At 67.8% G+C, this 18,038-nt stretch carries 19 protein-coding genes and 1 tRNA gene; 5 read left to right on the top strand and 15 right to left on the bottom strand.

Annotated features, from left to right (window positions below):
* The 11 genes from QOD90_RS17555 to QOD90_RS17505 form a co-directional block, all read right to left on the bottom strand.
* Positions 1–533, bottom strand: a 533-nt coding sequence (locus QOD90_RS17555; RefSeq protein WP_526351950.1) for an acyl-ACP desaturase, incomplete at its 3' end; no start/stop codon positions are given.
* Between the two features lie 50 nt (positions 534–583).
* A complete protein-coding gene (locus QOD90_RS17550; protein WP_526351958.1) occupies positions 584–1,975 on the bottom strand; it encodes a DUF1254 domain-containing protein in 1,392 nt (463 codons plus the stop codon).
* A gap of 59 nt (positions 1,976–2,034) precedes the next feature.
* Positions 2,035–2,913, bottom strand: a complete 879-nt coding sequence (locus QOD90_RS17545) for an SDR family NAD(P)-dependent oxidoreductase (RefSeq protein WP_526351948.1) — start codon at positions 2,911–2,913, stop codon at positions 2,035–2,037.
* Between the two features lie 21 nt (positions 2,914–2,934).
* Positions 2,935–4,173 (bottom strand): cysteine--1-D-myo-inosityl 2-amino-2-deoxy-alpha-D-glucopyranoside ligase, encoded by a 1,239-nt coding sequence (mshC, locus tag QOD90_RS17540; RefSeq protein WP_526351946.1) that lies wholly within the window; start codon positions 4,171–4,173, stop codon positions 2,935–2,937.
* Positions 4,174–4,269: 96 nt separating this feature from the next.
* Positions 4,270–4,977, bottom strand: coding sequence for a 3'(2'),5'-bisphosphate nucleotidase CysQ (locus QOD90_RS17535; RefSeq protein WP_526351956.1), 708 nt, complete (start codon positions 4,975–4,977; stop codon positions 4,270–4,272).
* 66 nt (positions 4,978–5,043) lie between these two features.
* Entirely contained in the window at positions 5,044–5,709 is a 666-nt protein-coding gene (locus QOD90_RS17530; RefSeq protein WP_526351944.1) for a GNAT family N-acetyltransferase, read from the bottom strand.
* A 73-nt stretch (positions 5,710–5,782) separates the two neighbouring features.
* A complete protein-coding gene (locus QOD90_RS17525; RefSeq protein WP_526351942.1) occupies positions 5,783–6,646 on the bottom strand; it encodes an Rv2133c family protein in 864 nt (287 codons plus the stop codon).
* A complete protein-coding gene (locus tag QOD90_RS17520; RefSeq protein WP_526351940.1) occupies positions 6,630–7,217 on the bottom strand; it encodes an Rv2134c family protein in 588 nt (195 codons plus the stop codon). Before QOD90_RS17520 ends, QOD90_RS17525 begins: the two co-directional genes overlap by 17 nt.
* Positions 7,218–7,291: 74 nt before the next feature.
* Positions 7,292–7,969 (bottom strand): histidine phosphatase family protein, encoded by a 678-nt coding sequence (locus tag QOD90_RS17515; protein ID WP_526351938.1) that lies wholly within the window; start codon positions 7,967–7,969, stop codon positions 7,292–7,294.
* Between the two features lie 16 nt (positions 7,970–7,985).
* Positions 7,986–8,816: an undecaprenyl-diphosphate phosphatase gene (locus QOD90_RS17510; RefSeq protein ID WP_526351954.1), complete on the bottom strand. Its 831-nt coding sequence runs from the start codon at positions 8,814–8,816 to the stop codon at positions 7,986–7,988.
* Positions 8,817–8,852: 36 nt separating this feature from the next.
* Positions 8,853–9,164 (bottom strand): hypothetical protein, encoded by a 312-nt coding sequence (locus tag QOD90_RS17505; RefSeq protein ID WP_526351936.1) that lies wholly within the window; start codon positions 9,162–9,164, stop codon positions 8,853–8,855.
* Between the two features lie 88 nt (positions 9,165–9,252).
* Between QOD90_RS17505 and QOD90_RS17500 the strand changes: the two genes are divergently transcribed.
* Genes QOD90_RS17500 through QOD90_RS17490 form a run of 3 tightly spaced genes read left to right on the top strand, consistent with a single transcriptional unit; the run spans position 9,253 to position 11,605 of the window.
* Positions 9,253–10,293 carry a YncE family protein gene (locus tag QOD90_RS17500; RefSeq protein WP_526351934.1) on the top strand — a complete coding sequence of 347 codons (1,041 nt, stop codon included), beginning with the start codon at positions 9,253–9,255 and terminating at the stop codon, positions 10,291–10,293.
* Entirely contained in the window at positions 10,290–10,544 is a 255-nt protein-coding gene (locus QOD90_RS17495; protein WP_526351932.1) for a DUF5703 family protein, read from the top strand. Before QOD90_RS17500 ends, QOD90_RS17495 begins: the two co-directional genes overlap by 4 nt.
* On the top strand, positions 10,544–11,605 hold the full coding sequence (locus QOD90_RS17490) for a quinone-dependent dihydroorotate dehydrogenase (protein ID WP_526351952.1): 1,062 nt from the start codon (positions 10,544–10,546) through the stop codon (positions 11,603–11,605). Before QOD90_RS17495 ends, QOD90_RS17490 begins: the two co-directional genes overlap by 1 nt.
* A 7-nt stretch (positions 11,606–11,612) precedes the next feature.
* Here the strand turns inward: QOD90_RS17490 and QOD90_RS17485 are convergent, their stop codons facing one another.
* Together QOD90_RS17485 and QOD90_RS17480 are read right to left on the bottom strand one after the other, a co-directional pair.
* Positions 11,613–12,140, bottom strand: coding sequence for a YbhB/YbcL family Raf kinase inhibitor-like protein (locus tag QOD90_RS17485; RefSeq protein ID WP_526351930.1), 528 nt, complete (start codon positions 12,138–12,140; stop codon positions 11,613–11,615).
* 32 nt (positions 12,141–12,172) lie between these two features.
* Positions 12,173–13,516, bottom strand: coding sequence for a M20/M25/M40 family metallo-hydrolase (locus tag QOD90_RS17480; RefSeq protein ID WP_526351928.1), 1,344 nt, complete (start codon positions 13,514–13,516; stop codon positions 12,173–12,175).
* A gap of 68 nt (positions 13,517–13,584) precedes the next feature.
* On the opposite strand from QOD90_RS17480, the gene QOD90_RS17475 reads away from it, so the two are divergent.
* A tRNA-Leu gene (locus QOD90_RS17475) sits at positions 13,585–13,670 on the top strand.
* A gap of 5 nt (positions 13,671–13,675) precedes the next feature.
* Here the strand turns inward: QOD90_RS17475 and QOD90_RS17470 are convergent.
* Complete coding sequence (locus QOD90_RS17470) at positions 13,676–14,767, bottom strand: alpha/beta hydrolase (protein ID WP_526351926.1); 1,092 nt, start codon at positions 14,765–14,767, stop codon at positions 13,676–13,678.
* A 159-nt stretch (positions 14,768–14,926) separates the two neighbouring features.
* On the opposite strand from QOD90_RS17470, the gene QOD90_RS17465 reads away from it, so the two are divergent.
* Positions 14,927–16,309 (top strand): HNH endonuclease signature motif containing protein, encoded by a 1,383-nt coding sequence (locus QOD90_RS17465; RefSeq protein WP_526351924.1) that lies wholly within the window; start codon positions 14,927–14,929, stop codon positions 16,307–16,309.
* A gap of 20 nt (positions 16,310–16,329) precedes the next feature.
* Here the strand turns inward: QOD90_RS17465 and QOD90_RS17460 are convergent.
* A partial coding sequence (locus tag QOD90_RS17460; protein ID WP_526351922.1) for a diflavin oxidoreductase occupies positions 16,330–18,038 on the bottom strand: 1,709 nt, incomplete at its 5' end.

The following is an 18,038-nucleotide window of genomic DNA, read 5'->3' as shown; positions in this document are numbered from 1 at the left end:
CCGGTGTTGCGGTGCGAGACCCTGGTCGCCAACTCCTGAAACGTCACGTAGGCGGCGGCGTCGAGAAATGACTCAGGCGCGATGTCGCCCTGGCCCTGCTGACCGGGGCTGAACCCGGCTGTGACCTGCAGCATTCGGGCCTGTTCCAACTCCATCGGGTCGACCGCCCTCGTCACGACGAGATAGTCGCGCAGCGCGATGCCGTGCCGGTTCTCCTCGACGGTCCAGCGGTTCACCCAGGTGCCCCACGCATCGTCGAGGGTGAAGTAGCCGGCGACCGCCCGATGGTAGGAGGGCAGGTTGTCCTCGGTGAGCAGGTTGGTCACCATCGCGATGCGGGCCAGTTCGGACAGCGGCGACTGTTCGAGTTCCCAGTCCGATCCGCCGATCGCCGCGTAGTTGGAGCCGTCAGACCATGGCACGTAATCGTGCGGGGACCAGTTCTTAGTGGCCGCGAAGTGCTGGCTCAAGCCCGCTTCGACCATCGGTTCGAGTTCTCGGATCAACTCGGGATCGGTCAGAAGTCGCGGCATCGTGAGGCCACACGGTACTCCAGAAACACCGGAAGACCGACGGGGCACGCCTAGGTTCTGACGGGCGCAGGCGCCTTCCACGTGCCGTTCAGCGCATCGGGTTTCGGCCAGTAGAGCCGCAGCACCAAGGCGAATGGACCTTCCGGTGCCGGCAGCCAGTTGGCTTCCCGCTCGCTGCCTGGCGATTGCTTCTGGACGTACAGCGTGTACCCGCCATCGGCATCCGGGATGAGCTCGCGCAGCATCGGGGAGTTGATCAGGTAGCGGTTGATGGGGTTGGCCACCAACAGGCTCTTCGGCAGCCCGTACATGGTCAGCGACCAGAAGGCGTTGACGGGCGGCAGCTGGTTCGGTGCGAAGTGAAACGTGTAGTTCTCAGCGCCGGTCAGAGGCGCGCCGGTCGAGTCGGTGCTGAAGCTGGGATACAGCGCCTCTGCGGCGGTATTGCCATAGATGCCGAGGACGGCACCTGCCATCCGGTACAGGTAGTTGCCCTTGAGATCGTCGGCCGTGCCGAAGAATTGCGCCGAACCCACCTTGCCGGTATCGATCTCGTCCTTCTTCAGGGTGTCGAGCTCGGCCCACGCATCGGCCATCCCGTCCTGAATTGCGGTCCGCATCTCCGGCGAAAGCTTCTCGGCGTCGAAGCTGCCGTCGGGGCCGATGCCGATGGTGGCGAACCGGGCCCGCAGCTCCTTCTCCGACGCCAGCGTTGGGGTGAACTTCATGACGAAGTTCAGGATGTCGAAGAACTGAGGTGAGGTGCGCTCCTGCTCGGAGGTCAGCGCGGGGACGAAGTCGATTGCGGGCGCGGGTGGCGGCAACGGCTGCTTGAGGTAGACCGACAACGGCTCCACCCGATACCCGTCCTGGATCCGCTTGACGTCGTCGATGTCGGCGGGTTCGAACAGCTGGGTGCGATAGAGCACCAGCGCTAGTTCGGTGTCGGAGCGGATCACGTCGTTGACGCCGTCGGGCTTCTCCCCTCTCCAATTGGGGCCCACCAGAAGGTATTTGCCGCCGCTGTTGCCGGTGGTTCGGCTACCGACGTAGCCGAAGTTGTACGTGTACTGATCGACGAACTGCAGCGAGTAGTAGCGATCCTGCTCTATCGGCGGGACGGTGAGCACCAACGGCTCGGTGCGCAGGTCCGCTCCGACGGCGGAATACGGGGTATCCGAGTTCGGCGTCTGGACCGCGGTATCGGCGGGCGTGTAAACCCTTGCGGTGTTGTGGATTTCGTTCCAACCACCCTTGTATTCGGCATCGCCGGAATCGACGAAGTACGAGTACATGACGCGATAGTCGTCCACCATCGGGAAGCCATAGACGTAGGCCTCCTTCGCAATCGCCCTGGCCTGATCGGGGGTGACCGCCGGCGCGGCCGGCGGTGGCGCGGACCCGATGACCTCGGGCTTCTCACTCTTCGCGCACGCCGCCATGCCGATGACGAGCATTGCCACCAGAACCGCGGTCAACGCCCGGCGCAGCAATTTCGACGTCACGGCTTGTCCAGCGTCTCGGAGTGGGCGCTGGTCGATCGGCCCAGCGCCGCCACCTCGGCATCCATCCTCGGGAGCAGGTCGGGCACGAAGCGACGCACCGGCGCTTCGCCGAACGAGGTTGACATCGCGGGCCGCAGCCAGCGCAGCGCACCCACCCACCCTGGGCAGTACACCCGCGTCTTGCGGCCCTCGATGCCCTTGACGAAGGCGTCGGCGCACTTCTCGACCGACGTCGTGGTGCTCAGTGGATACGGGAGCTTGGACAGCATCTCGGCGAATGTAGACAGATCGGTCTTGCTGTCGCGCACCATCGCGGTGTCGATCCACGACATGTGCGCCGAGCCGACGCCGACCCCGCGGTAAGCCAGCTCGAGGCGCAACGCGTTGGCGAACTGCTCGACGGCCGCCTTGCTCGCGTTGTACGGCGCCAGCCCGGGGGCGGCCGCGAAGGCAGCGAGGGAGGACACGATCAGGACGTAACCCCGACGGTCGATGATCGACGGCAAGGCCGCCCGCACGGTGTGGAACACGCCGAGGACGTTGATGTCCAGCAGCCGCTTGACTGCCTCGGGGTCGACCTGCAGGACCGATCCGTAACTGGCGATTCCGGCGTTGGCCACGACGACGTCGATGCCACCGAAGCGCTGCACGCCACCATCGGCGGCGGCCTGCATTGCGGCCAGGTCGCGGACGTCGGCAGCCACGGTCAGCACGCGGTCGCCGCCAAGCGTGGCGGCGAACTGCGCGAGCGCACCGGAGTCGACGTCGGTCAGCACCAGGCGCGCGCCCTTGGCGTGCAGCCGCCGGGCCACCGTTGCACCGACACCGGCGGCACCACCGGTGATGAACACGACTTTCCCACTCACCGAACCCATGGTCGGAAAGCTACCGCAGAACTAGAGCGCGACTCCGAGCAACGCATCGATGACGGCCGCCACCTGACCGGGCGCCTCGGCATTCCGCCCGCCGTAGGAGAGCGCGTCGGTGGTCCAACCATCCAACGCGGCAAGCACTTTGGGGGTGTTGAGATCGTCGGCGAGGTACTGCCTGACGCGGGCGATCACATCTCCTGCATCGGGCCCCGCGGGCAGCGCCGTCGCCGTCCGCCACCGGGCCAGGCGATCTTGGGCTTCGGCGAGGACGGCGTCACTCCAGGACCGGTCCGCGCGGTAGTGTCCGGCCAGCAGTCCGAGCCGGATGGCCGCTGGGTCGACTCCGTCGGCGCGCAGCCGTGACACCAGCACCAGATTTCCGCGGCTCTTGCTCATCTTGTGGCCGTCCCAGCCGATCATGCCGGCGTGCACGTAGTGCCGCGCGAATCGTCGCTCCCCCGTGACGGATTCGGCGTGCGCGGCCGAGAACTCGTGGTGCGGGAAGATCAGGTCGCTGCCGCCGCCCTGCACGTCGAGACCGGTGCCGATGCGGTCCAGCGCGATGGCGGCGCACTCGACGTGCCACCCCGGTCGCCCTGGGCCGAACGGCGACGGCCAGTTGGGTTCGCCCGGCCGCTCGGCGCGCCACAGCAGCGCGTCCAACGCATCGCCCTTGCCGGGCCGGTCCGGGTCGCCACCCCGCTCGCCGAACAGCCGCAGCATGGTGTCGCGGTCATAGCCCGATTCGTAGCCGAACTGCACGGTGGCGTCGGCGCGGAAGTAGACGTCCGGGTAGTCGGCGTCCTCGACCACGTAGGCCGCACCGGAGGCCACCATCTTCTCGACGAGTTCGATCACCTCGGCGATGGCGTCGGTGGCCGCGACGTAGTCGTGTGGCGGCAGTACCCGCAGCGCCGCCATGTCCTCCCGGAACAGCTGGGTCTCCCTGGCGCCGAGTTCACGCCAGTCGATGCCGTCGCGGGCGGCCCGCTCGAACAGCGGATCGTCCACGTCGGTGATGTTCTGCACGTACTTCACGCGGTGCCCGGAATCGAGCCAAGAGCGGTACACCAGATCGAAGGTCAGGTAGGTCGCCGCGTGGCCGAGGTGGGTGGCGTCATAAGGGGTGATGCCACACACGTACATCGATGCGGTGTCACCGGCGGACACCGGACGCACCTGCCGGTCGGCGCTGTCGAACAAACGCAACTGCGGTCCCCGGCCGGGGAGCTCCGGAACGGTCGGCGCTGGCCACGATTGCATGGCTCCGACTCTAAGGTGTGCGTTCAGTTCTTCCTCCGACGGTGGTTACTCGCAGTGTGGGACAACGAGCGGCGCCAATCCATTCCCCCGGACCGGTCAGAACACCGCGCGGATCGCATCGAGCAGAGTGCCTGCCAGCTCCCGCCTGCACATGACGAAGTCGGGCAGGTAAGGATCTGGTCGGTTGTAACGCAGGGCCGAGCCGTCCAACCGCGAGGCGTGCAGCCCCGAGGCCATCACCACACCCGCCGGTGCCGCCGAGTCCCATTCCCACTGTCCGCCGGCGTGCACGTAGGCATCGACGTCCCCGCGGACGACCGCCATCGCCTTGGCACCGGCAGACCCGATTCCGATCAGCTCGACGTCGAGCATGTCGCGCAGCCACCACAGCACCGTCGGTGGACGGTGGCGGCTCGTCGCGATGCGGATGGGCCCCGGCTCGCGTGGCGGCGGTGCCGTGACGGTGTCGCTGCGGTACACCTCGCCGACGGCGGGCAACCCGACGACGGCGTCGGTGATCTCGCCGTCCGGTCCGCCGGTGCGCTGCCACAGTGCGATGTGCACGGCCCAGTCGGTGCGGCCCGGCGTCGAGAACTCCCTGGTGCCGTCGACGGGGTCGACGATCCACACCCGGTCGGCGCGGACCCTGGACAAGTCGTCGGCCGCTTCCTCGGACAGCACGGCGTCGTCGGGCCGGTGCTCGCGCAGGCGATCCAGGATCAGGGTGTTGGCCCGCCGGTCACCGGCGTCACCAAGGTCGTAGTAGTCGCTGAAGCCCATCTCGGCACGCAGCGCGACGAGCATCTCACCGGCCTCGGCAGCCACCTCCGCGGCGAGCGCCGCATCGCTCGGCTTGGTGCTAATCGGGTGCTACTTGGGCGTGGCGCCGGGAGCGCGCACGACCATTGGCACGGCGGGGAAGTAGGCCGCCATCTCCGAGCGGCATCGACGCAACGCGGCGGTGCCGAAGCCGCGGTGGCGGTGATCGGGGTGGATCCAGATGCGGTCGTTCACCTCGCCGCCGACGTGCTCACCGAACACCATGCCGACCTTGTCGGCCCCCTCCTCGGCGACGAACCACACCGCCTCCTCGTTGGACACCCTGCCGAGGGCGGCACTGATCTCGTCGTCGATGTTGCCCGCCGGCGCCCCCGAGCCGTCGCCCCTGGCGCCGACGTCGGTGGTGCGGGCAACGAAGATGTCGCGGTCGGCGGCCGACGAGAACGAGCGCAACACCAGGCTCTCGCCCGAACTGGCTGGCCGTTCTCCGAGGGTGAAGGTGAGCTGCTTGTTCAGGTCCTCGAGTTCGCTGGCGATCTTGCGGCGCGAATCCTTGGTGAGCTGGTCGAACGAGATGGACATGACCGCCTCACCGCCCAGGTGCGAGGTTCCCAGCAGCGTCGCGATGGCGTCGACGGCGGCGGCCGTGTCATCGGCTTCGACGATCACGTCGAGCACCTCGTGGCGGCGGTCGAGCGCGTTCTGGAGGGCGTCGGCGATCTCCCTGCGGGCGGCGGCGTGATCGTGATCAGTCATGACGTTGAGCGTAGAACACCCGGGGATGACCAACGGTGGGAACACCGTCGCCTCGACGAAGCTGGGGCGACGGTCAGAAGGCGGGCCACGGAATCGGCCTGCGGCCATCCGGCGTCGGCATCACCGGATTCTCCAGCAGACCAACGGCTCTGGCATACAGCGCGTCGATCTCCCGATTGGTGATGTGCGGACGCAGGACCCCGTCAAGGTCACCGAGCAACGCGTCCCGCAGGCAGGCGACGTCGCGCAGGGTGTCGTCGTCGACGGGCTTGCCCGCCCAGCCCCACAGCACCGTGCGCAGCTTGTCATCGGTGTGCAAGCTCACACCGTGGTCGACGCCGTAGACGCCACCGTCGACACCGGCCAGGATGTGACCGCCCTTGCGATCGGCGTTGTTGATGAGGACGTCGAACACGGCCATCCGGCGCAGCCGCTGATCGTCGGCGTGGACGAGCGTCACCTCGTCGCCCGCGTAGTCGTAGGCCTGCAGGACCGGCAGGAAACCGGGCGGGATGCGGGCCGCCGGGAGCAGGTCGACCAGATCGGGACCCACATCGGGTTGATCGTCTGCGTCATCCTCATCGTCGTCGGCCAGCACGTCGCCGGGCTGATCCACCCACCGCTGCACCATCCCCCGTCCGGCTGGCCCGTCACGAATGACGGTGTAGGGCACGATGTTCCAGCCAAGGGCCGCCGACACCAGGTACGCAGACACCTCGCGGCCGGCGAGCGTGCCGTCCGGAAAGTCCCACAGTGGCGCCTCGCCGGCGACCGGCTTGTAGACGCAGTGGGCCTGCCGATCCTCGAGATGCGCCTCGCAGAGGAACGTCGCATTGCTCGCCGAGCGGATGCGACCGATGACGGTCAATTCGCCGTCCCGCACCACCGTCCGAAGAGCAGCTTGCCGATCGCCGTCCCGCTCAGGTGTCGGGATCATCGTCGGATCCCGCCAGGGTGGCTCGTCGATAGCCATTCGTGCGAACGCAGATGTGCCCCGCGGGATCCAGCGGCTCGTCACAGAGCGGGCAGGGCGGCCGGCCAGCGGAGATCACCCGGTTGGAGCGGGCCGCGAAGTCCCTCGCCGACTCCGGGCTCAGAAACACGCGGACGGCGTCGGGTCCGTCTTCGGCGTCGTCGAGCACGACCGATGCGTCGAACTCGGTGTCGGATACCGCGAGAAGTTCCACGACCACCGTCTCCGCCTCGGAATCCCAGCCAAGTCCCATCGTGCCGACGCGGAACTCGGCGTCCACGGGAGTGATCAGAGGGCTGAGGTCGTCGACCTGACCCGTCTCGGGCGGAACCGGGGTGCCGAAGCGGCGATTGATTTCGAGCAGCAGTGCGGCGATCCGCTCGGCGAGCACCGCTACCTGTTGCTTCTCGAGCTCGACCGACACGACCCGTTCATCGTGAACGGCCTGAAGGTAGAACGTGCGATCGCCAGGTTGTCCGACGGTCCCGGCCACGAAGCGGTCGGGTGAACGGAAGACGTGAATCGAACGGGTCATGGCACCTCCAAAATACCGGTATTGCCACCGCAGCCGTAATCCGAACTGCGGGCGGCAGGCGTGCTGGGTCTACGTCAGTCGGTGGAACCGCCGACCACCGCGTCACCGGAGGGTTCTGGCTTCGCCGACAGTCCTGCCGTCAAGGCGGGACCGGTGTGGTTGACGTGGAGCACGAAGGGGCGCAGCTCGGTGTACCGGATGACGCTCATCGACGCCGGGTCGGCGGTGATCCGCTGAAAGCTGTCCAGGTGGGTGCCAAGGGCATCGGCGACGATCGACTTGATGACGTCACCGTGCGTGCAGGCGACCCACAGAACGTCGCCTTCGTGCTGCTCGGCCAGCGTGCGGTCGTGTTCGCGGATCGCCGCCACCGCCCTGGCCTGAACCTGCGCCAGGCCCTCGCCGTTGGGGAACACGGCGGCGCTGGGTTGCTGCTGCACGACCGCCCACAGCGGCTCCTTGACGAGATCGGAGATCTTGCGACCGGTCCACTCGCCGTAGTCCACTTCGGAGAGCCGGTCGTCGACGACGGGCTCCAGCCCGAGGGCTGCCGCCAATGGCGCCACCGTTCGCTCACAGCGCAGAAGCGGCGAGCGCACGATCGCCTTGACCGACAGGTCGCCGATGCGGGCGATCACCGACTCGGCCTGCTCGCGACCCTTGTCGTCGAGGTCCACACCCTCGGAGCGGCCGGCCAGCGTGTGGGCGGTGTTCGACGTCGACCGACCGTGGCGAAGCAGGATTACGGTCATATCGCGGCGCCGCCGCTCACTTTGCTGCTACTACGCCGGTGCCGAGCAGGACCAGAAGGGTCACGCCGAGGATCACCCGGTAGCCGACGAACCAGTACATGCCGTGGCGCACCAAGAATTTCAGGAACCACGACACGGCGGCGAGGCCGACCACGAAGGCGATCGCGATGGACACCGCCAGCTGCGGGCCGGATGCGCTCATGCCCCTGCCGTCGGGGTGGAACGCGTCGGGCAGCGAGTACAGCCCGGAGGCCAGGACGGCGGGGATGGCGAGCAGGAACCCGAACCGGGCGGCGGCTTCGCGCTCCTGGCCCATGAACAACCCGGCACTGATGGTGGCGCCCGATCTCGACACCCCCGGGATCAGGGCCAGGCACTGCGACACCCCGATCACGATGCTGTCCTTCCAGGTGAACCGCTCGATCGGCCGGGTCTGCTTGCCGAAGTACTCGGCGGCGGCGATGACGGCGGAGAACGCGACCAGCGCGGTCGCGATGACCCAGAGGTTGCGCACGTCGTCACGGATGTAGTGCTTGAAGATGAGCCCGGCGGCCCCGATCGGGATGGTGCCGATGATGACCCACCAGCCAAGCCAGTAATCCGGAGTGCGGCGGGAGGAGTCGCGCAGTCCGGCGAACCACGCCACCAGGATGCGGCCGATGTCGCGGGCAAAGTAGATCAACACGGCCAGTTCGGTGCCGAGCTGGCTGACGGCAGTGAACGATGCACCCGCGTCGTCGGCGAAGAACAGCTGAGACACGATCGCGAGGTGCCCGGACGACGACACCGGCAGGAACTCGGTCAGGCCCTGGACCACCGACAACACGACCACTTGCAGCCACGACATGTCCATCACGCCGACGACCGTACCGCGGGGTTCCTGCTAGCGGGCTGGGCGCGGCACCGGTTGAGCGTCGGCGACGGCGTCCCGGACGGCGGCCGTGAGGCTACGTTCGTCGGCTACGTCCACGTGGGCAAGGCTTCGGCTGACCGCCGCGACGACGTCTTCGGCCTGCGGGACCGGCCCCGCCAGCCGCGGCCGGTAGACCTCGACGAAGAGGGTCTGCTTCTCCACGTGGAACGAGAAGCTCCTGCCATCGCCGACCCGGCCAAACCCGCTGGCGTACATGCCCGTCGAAATGTCCTCGATGGCAAACTCGCCGCCGGACAGATCGCTTTTCGCCGCCAGGGTCATGCCCGAACCATACTGCCGGCCCGGTTCGTCGGCGTGCCTAAACTGACCATTCGATCGCCATCCCATTCGCACGCTGGAGAGTTACCCCTTGCTGCCGCACGAAAACCTGAAGAGTCACCTAGCTCACAGCGTCGTCGTGCTCGTGACGGCGGTTGCCTGCCTTGCGGCATCGGGCGGGTGTTCGACCAAACCCGCCGACGGCCCGCCGCCGACGATCTCCCCTGCCAACGCCGCCGTCTCACCTGCGGTGACCGAGAAACCGGCGGGTTCGGTACGACCGCTGGCCGCTGCCGGCGAAGCCGCCGCCTTCGACCCGGCTACGTCGTCGTTGGTGGTGCTCGGCCGTGACGCCGCGGGCGGTTCGGTCCTCGCGACGTTCCCCGTCACGGGGCTGGGCCGCACCATTCCGCTGCCCGCAACGGCCACTGCGATCGTCGGCGACGGGAGCGGAAACGTGTACGCCTCGACGAAGGGCGGGTACTTCAAGGTCGACGTCGGGACCGGCGCGGTGGCGAGATTCGACGTCGACGGCGAGCGCGACACCGAGTTCACGGCGATCACCCGTCGCGCCGACGGCAAGGTGGTTCTCGGCAGCTCTGCCGGCGCGGTCTACACACTTGGCTCAGCCACCGCGGTCGAAGCCCGCCTGCAGATCTTTTCGCACGTGGATGCCCTTGTCGCAGTGGGCGATACGGTTGCGGTGCTGGACCGCGGTCAAACGTCGGTCACCACGATCGACCCGTCGGGCACCAAACAGGAACACGCCTTGCGGGCAGGTGAGGGCGCCACCACGATGGTGACGGATCCCTTTGACCGCATCCTGGTTGCCGACACCCGAGGGGAGGCCCTCCTGGTGTTCGGGACGAATCCGCTGATGCTGCGCCAGCAGTACCCGGTGAAGGGTGCGCCCTACGGGCTGGCGGGGTCATCCCGGCTCGCCTGGGTGTCTGAAACGGCGACGAACAGTGTCGTTGGTTACGATCTTGGCACCGGAATCCCCGTCGAAAAGGTGCGTTATCGAACCGTGCAGCAGCCGAACTCCCTGACCTTCGACGACAAGACCGGCACGCTGTTCGTGGTGTCCGGCGCTGACGGCGGTGTGCAAGTGATCCCCGGCGCTACCAAGTGACGGCACATCAGCGTGGCCGCATGCCCGCGGCGTGGGAGGCCGACCTCTCCGACGACTACGAGTGGGTGCCGCTGCGGCTGCCCCCGGACGTGACGCGGGTATCCGCGTCGACTCGGTTGTCCATCGAAGCCGAGTACCGCGGCTGGGAGCTGACCCGCGTTCGGCTATATACCGACGGCAGTCGCCGGGTTCTGCTGCGGCGCAGGAAGTCCGCAGCGTGGGCGAGCACTGATGGACACCCCAACCCGTGATCTACCGCGGGCTGCGGCGGGTGTTCTTCCTCATTCCCCCCGAACGGATCCACACCTGGGTCTTCGCCCTGCTACGAGTGGTGACCGCGCTCACTCCGGCGCGCCGCGGCCTGACCAGATGGCTGGCCCCAAGTGATCCAGTGCTCGAGACGACGATCTTCGGCGTCCGGTTCCCGGGGCCGCTGGGCCTCGCTGCGGGTTTCGACAAGGACGGCTCGGGCCTGAAGACTTGGGGCGCACTGGGTTTCGGCTACGCCGAGGTCGGCACCGTCACGGCGCGGCCCCAGCCGGGCAATCCTGCCCCCCGGATGTTCCGCCTCGCCGACGACCGTGCCCTGCTCAACCGCATGGGTTTCAACAATCACGGCGCCGGTGCACTGGCAGCGAAACTGAGTCGCAACGTCTCCGAAGTACCGATCGGCGCCAACATCGGCAAGACCAAGACCACACCGGCCGAGGCGGCGGTCGACGACTATTCCGAGAGCGCCCGCCTGGTCGGTCCGTTGGCTTCGTTCCTGGTCGTCAACGTCAGCTCGCCCAACACCCCGGGACTGCGCGACCTGCAGGCCGTCGAGTCACTGCGACCGATCTTGGCGGCAGTCCGCGCCCAGACCACGACGCCGGTGCTGGTGAAGATCGCCCCCGACCTGTCGGACTCCGACGTCGACGAAATTGCCGACCTGGCAGTCGAACTGGGGTTGGCGGGCATCGTCGCCACCAACACCACCGTGTCGCGCGATGGGCTGATCACCCCGGGGGTCGCCGAACTGGGCGCGGGCGGCATCTCCGGCGCCCCGGTGGCGCAGCGTTCCGTCGAAGTACTGCGACGGCTGTACCGACGGGTCGGCGATCGACTCGTGTTGATCAGCGTCGGCGGCATCGAGACCGCCGACGATGCGTGGGAGCGCATCACCGCGGGCGCCTCACTGCTGCAGGGCTACACCGGCTTCGTCTACGGCGGCGGCCTGTGGGCCAAGCACATTCACGACGGCCTGGCCCAACGCCTGCACGACGGCGGGTTCGCGTCGCTTGCCGACGCGGTCGGCTCGGCAACGCGATAGGCCGAAGTTACTTCTGCTCGTAGGTGCCCATGATGACCGCGCGGGCGATGGCGTTTCCGAAGAGGTTGAACCCCAGATAGGCGGGAGTAGCCCCCTCCGGAATGTCCAGCTTCTCCACGCCGACGGCGTGCACGGCGATGAAGTAGCGGTGCGGGCCGTGTCCCGCGGGCGGAGCGGCGCCGATGAAGCGCTTCAGGCCGGCGTCGTTGGCCAGTGTGATGGCGTCACCGGGAAATCCGCTGTGACTTCCGTCACCGACGCCCTCTGGCAGATCCGTCACGGTCGCGGGAAGGTTGGCCACCGCCCAGTGCCAGAACCCGGACGCGGTCGGCGCGTCGGGGTCGTACATCGTCACCGCGAAGCTGCGGGTGGTCTCGGGGAATCCCGACCAGCTCAGCTGCGGGGAGACGTCCGAGCCTCCCGCGCCCATGATTCCACTCACCTGGTCGTTGGCCAGCGGCTCGCCGTCGGTGACCGACGTCGAGGTCAGGGTGAAGGAGGGCAACTTCGGAAGGTTGTCGTACGGGGTGCTCATCAGATCCTTTCGGTTGAACGGGCGGTGGTGGATCAGCAGTGCAGGAGGAAGTGCTCGAGAACCTCGGTGCCGAACGCCAGTGACTCGACGGGTACCCGCTCGTCGACGCCGTGGAACAACGCGGCGAAGTCCAGTTCGGGCGGCAGCCGTAGCGGTATGAATCCGAAGCACCGAATACCAAGGCGCGCAAAGTGTTTGGCGTCTGTGCCACCGGAGAGCATGTAGGGCACGATACGGGCGTCGGGGTCGACCGCCAACAGGGCGGCGTTCATGGCGTCGACCAGTTCGCCGTCGAACGTCGTCTCATACGGCGGCAGGGCGGTGATCCACTCCCGCGTCACGTCGGGTCCGATCAGCTCGTCGATCGTCGCCTCGAACGCCTCCTGCCTACCCGGCAGCACGCGGCAGTCGACCACAGCCTCGGCCGTCGCGGGGATCACGTTGGCCTTGTAGCCGGCCTTGAGCATCGTCGGGTTTGCCGAGTCGCGCATCGTGGCGCCGACGATCCGGCCGATCGGTCCCAGCTTCGCGATGGTCCCGTCCAGGTCGGGCGACTCGGGGTCGAAGACGTGTCCCGTCTCCTCGCCGACGGCGGTCAGGAATTGGGCGACGGGGTCGGTCAACACCAGCGGAAACCGATGGGAACCCAGCCGGGCGACGGCCCCCGCGAGCGTGGTGACGGCGTTCTCGTCGTGCACGAACGAGCCGTGGCCGGCCCGGCCGCGCGCGGTGAGACGCATCCACCGCATGCCCTTCTCGGCGGTCTCGATGAGGTACAGCCGCTTGTCGCCGCCGTCACGGTGCGGCACCGTGAGCGAGAATCCGCCCACCTCGCCGATGGCCTCGGTGACACAGGAGAACAGATCCGGCCGATTCTCGACGAGCCACTGGCAGCCGTACTTACCGCCCGCCTCCTCGTCGGCGACGAAGGCGAACACCAGATCGCGCGGCGGCACGATTTCCGACCGCTTCAGGTGCCGCGCGACGGCGATCATCATGCCGATCATGTTCTTCATGTCGACCGCGCCGCGGCCCCACACGTAACCGTCCTCGACGGCCCCGGAGAACGGGTGCACGCTCCAGTCCGCGGCCTCGGCGGGGACCACGTCGAGGTGGCCGTGCACCAGGAGGGCGCCTCGACTTCGGTCGGCGCCGGGCAGCCTGGTGATCACGTTCCCGCGACCGGGGGCCCCGGACTCGACGTATTCACATTCGTAGCCGACGTCCTCGAGCTGTTGAGCCACCCAGCGGGCGCATTCCTGCTCGCCCACGGTGGTCTCGAGCTCGCCGGTGTTCGTGGTGTCGAATCGAATCAGCGCGCTGACGAGTTCCACGACCTCGTCGGACGGCTGGGGAGAATCAGTCACGGTCACCATTTTCTACCATTGCACGGGCAGCCGGGTTTTGGTCAGGGGACCCCGTTCGGTTAGCCTTAGGCGCTCTTGTCCGAGTGGCGGAATGGCAGACGCGCTAGCTTGAGGTGCTAGTGCCCTATTAACGGGCGTGGGGGTTCAAGTCCCCCCTCGGACACTCTTTCAATTCACCCTTCGCGCGAAGTCCGAGACGTCGCGCAGGGCACGTTCGAACAGCTCGGGCACGGCCGCCCCCAAGAGCTGCTCGCACGCGTGACCTACGCCGTTGAACGTGTGACCCGTGGCATCGACCCCGGCGCGCTGCAGCGCGCGCAGGTAGGCCAGCCCCTCATCGCGCAACGGATCGAGTTCGTCGGTCGTCACGACGTGCGGGGGCAGCCCGCGCAGGTCCTCCTCGGCCGCGTAGTACGGCCAGGCGAGGGGGTTGGTGGTGTGGGCGCCGTCCGGGTCGTACAGCGCCGCCATGAGCGTCATGACCGAGGGACTGAGCACGTAGCCCTCGTTCTCGACGAGCGACGGCAGGGCGGGATTGAAGGTGTCGTAACCGCCGTAGATGAACGGTGCCTGGGCGTAGACGCCGTCGATCCGATCGAGGCGCCCCTCCCGCTTGGCCTTCAACGCCGTCGCGATCGAGAGATTCGCGCCACCGGACTCGCCCGTGACGACGATCGACGTCACGCCGAGGCCCTCACGCTGGCCGTGCATCCAGTCCAGCGCGCTGGCGCAGTCGTTGAGGCCGGCCGGAAACGGGTGCGGGCCAAGGGTTCCGCCGGAGTTCCTGAACTGCACACCGACGACGAGGCAGCCCTTCGCCGCGAGGTGACCGCGCCACAGTGCCGCCGACGAGTCATCGGCCGCCAAGATGGCCATCCCGCCGCCGTGCAGATGCAGCAGGCCGGGCAGCGGCCCCGCCATGCCGATTGGTCGGTGCACGAACAGATCGATGGCGTTGCCGTCGACCCCGCGGATGGTCAGCGTGCGCATCTCGACACCGTGGGGAGCGGGAACGTCGGCAAGGAGCGCCCCGAACAACCCGTCGAAACCCTGCTCGGTGGCCAAGGCCACCGCCAGGATCTCCTCGAGCGGTGATTGCCTGGTGACGCGCAGTTCGACGCCCCGCGCGTCGAGACCGAACGGCTTGATCGCCGCGATCATCCTTGGGTCCGCCCGCGGATCGGAGCGCAGCTCCATGGTCGGGTCGCCGAGGCGGCCCGGACGTTCGACCTTCACGGTGGGTGCGGTGGGTGCGGCCATCCTGCGAAGCTACTCCTCGGGACCGATGTCTCGAACTGGTCTGGGCCGGTTGGGATGACTCCGACGGTGGCAGCGACCCGCGAAAACTCTTCTGCCACTTCAGTTTCACTGGTCACAAGTGCGGTCTTCCTGTCGGTGGTTCGAACTAGTGTTCGAGTCATGGAATCAGGGGCTGCCGCCGACGCGCTCGCCGCGCTGCGCGTCGCCCGTGACCGGGTCGCCGCCCTCGACGTCGACGCCCTGACCCACACCGAACTCCTCGAGGTGCTCGATCACCTCGAGACCGACACCCGCCGAACCCCGGTCGTGGCACACCGGGTCATCAATCGGCTGGCCGCCGAAGCCAACCCCCTCGACCTTGGCGCCACCTCCCTGACCAAACTCCTCGCCTTCCACCTACGCATCGGCCACCGCGACGCCCGCCGCCGCATCGACACCGCCGCCGACCTCGGAGCCCGCCGCACGCTGTCCGGCGAAACGTTGGCGCCCGTGCTGGACAAGACCGCCGCCGCCCAACGCGACGGCCGCATCGGCGCCGACCACCTCACCATCATCCGCAACTTCTTCACCTACCTGCCCGACACCATCGACCAGCAGACCCGTGCGGCCGCCGAAGCCGACCTGGCGCGCATCGCCGCCGAACACGGCCCCGAAGGACTCCGCAAGGCCGCCAACCTGCTTGCCGCCCTGCTACACCCCGACGGCAACTACACCGACGACGAACGCGCCCGCCGCCGCGGCATCACCCTCGACCCCCAACAATCCGACGGCATGAGCCGCCTCCACGGCTGGCTCACCCCCGAAGGCAGAGCCACCTGGGAAGCCGTGATGGCCAAATCGGCCGCCCCCGGCATGTGCAACCCCGACGACGACCACCCCACCATCGACGGGCCACCCACCGAGCAGACCACCGAACGGGATTCCCGCTCACCAGCACAGCGCAACCACGACGCCCTGCTGGCCATGGGACGCAGCGTCCTGTCCTCGGGCCACCTCGGTCACCACAGCGGACTACCCGCCACCATCATCGTCACCACCACCCTGCAAGAACTCGAATCCGGCGCCGGACAAGCCATCACCGCCGGCGGCACCCGCCTGCCGATGACCGACCTGATCCGACTGGCCTCCCACGCCTTTCACTACCTGGCGGTCTTCGACAAACACACCGGACAAGCACTGCACCTGGGCCGCACCCGACGCTGCGCCTCCCCCGCCCAACGCATCATGCTGCTCGCCAAATACCGCGGCTGCACCAAACCCGGCTGCCTCGCCTCCGGCTACGACTGCCAAGCCCACCACGCCGTCAACGACTGGAAGCACAACGGCCAAACCAACATCGACGACCTCACCCTGGCCTGCGGCCCCGACAACCGCCTCATCGAAAACACCAACTGGATCACCCGACAACGCCAAGACGGCCGCACCGAATGGATCCCACCACCCCAAATCGACACCGGCCAAGCCCGCACCAACAACCTCCACCACCCCGAACGAATGCTTTACCTAGAGGTGAACGACGACCAGCGCGACGAGCCGGCCTGATAGAGAACTTGCGTGGAGTCTCAATACACGTCGCGCACATAACGTTTGGTGGCCACCAGCTCGCGCTTGTAGTCGTGTGCCTGCTCGCTGGACATCCCGCCGTGCTTCTGGATGATCGCGCTCAGCGCAGCGTCAACGTCCTTGGCCATCTTGGTGGCGTCACCACATACGAAGAAGTACGCGCCGTCCTCCAGCCAGCGCCACACATCGGCCCCGTAGTCGGCCATCTTGTGCTGCACGTACACCCGCTGTTGTTGGTCACGAGAGAACGCCAGGTCGAGTCGGCTCAGTAGGCCGTCACTGACCATGTCCTCCAAGTCATCTCGGTAATAGAAGTTCTCGGCGCGGTGTTGGTCGCCGAAGAAGAGCCAGTTGCGGCCACCGTGACCGAGCGCGCGGCGCTCCTGCAGGAACCCCCGAAACGGTGCGACGCCGGTACCGGGGCCCACCATGATCATCGGCGCCGATCCATCCTCGGGCGGTCGGAAGTGCGGCGACGGCTGCAGGAACACTGGCGCGTGCGAGGCCCGGTCGGCGAGGAACGTCGAGGACACCCCGCCCCGCTCGCCGCCGCGGACGCTGCGGTACCGCACCACGGACACCGTCAGCTGCACCTCGTTCGGGCTCACCAAGGGGCTCGACGATATCGAGTAGGACCTCGGTGTCAGCCGGACGAGCGCGTCCTGCCACTCTTCGGGCTCGGCCCGCACCGCGAACTCCTCGACGACGTCGAGCGCATTGCGTCCCGACAGCCAGCTCTCCCGATCCGACTTGGACCCACGCAGCACCTTGACGGCATCACGGTCCGCACATCGATCGGCAATGAAGCCCAGCAGGTTCGGCGTGACGCGGCAGATGTCGTACGACGAGGTGAGCGCGTCCCGCAGGGAAACCTCCGCACCGTCCACCTCGACGGACTCGGTTCCGGCCAGGCGGGTTCCCGCCAGCCAGGCGTCGACGGCGGCCGAATCGTTGGTGGCGAAGACGCCGAGCGCATCGCCCGCCGAGTACTCCAGACCGTCCTCGGAGACGTCGAACCCGAACTGCCGCACTTCTTTCGACGCGGTACGCGGAGTCAACGTCACGTTGCGGCACAGCGGCACCCTGACCGGGTTGGCCCGGGTGAACGGCTCGGTCGGGGCGTGCTTCGGGACGGCCGGCGACGTCACGGCTGGCCGCGTCGCGACCAGTTCGGTGATCCTTGCCGCCCACTGCGCCATCGGCTCGTCGTCGTAGGCATCGCACTCGGTGCGGTCGACCAGCTGGGTTGCGCCAAGGTCGGCGAGTCTTCGGTCGAGCGACTTCGCATGACCGCAGAAGTCGTCGTAGGACCGGTCACCGATGCCGAGCACCGCATAGCGCACGCCGTCGAGGTTGGGGGCGTCGTCGGCGGTGATGCGCTCCCAGAAGCCGGCGCCGTTGTCTGGCGGCCCACCGTCACCGAACGTGCTGGTGACGCCCACGACGTCGCGACGTCCGGTGAGCACGTCGAGGGTGGCCTCGTTCATCGCTAGGAGCCGGGATCCGCCGAGACGGTTCGCGACCTGGGACGCGAAGCCCTCGGCGTTGCCGGTCTGCGACGCCCACAGCACCAGCGGGCCATCCCCTGGCATCTCCGCCGCGACGGCGCGCGAGTATCGCCCGGCGAGCAGCCCGTCCATCCACAGCCGGGCCGCGGGCCGCAGCGGTGCCGACTGTGGCAGCACCGGAACGCCTGGCGCGCCGTCCT

This window comes from Mycobacterium sp. (assembly GCF_032161845.1).
Taxonomy (GTDB): Bacteria; Actinomycetota; Actinomycetes; order Mycobacteriales; family Mycobacteriaceae; genus Mycobacterium.
This window is presented reverse-complemented; position numbering and strand designations above follow the sequence as displayed.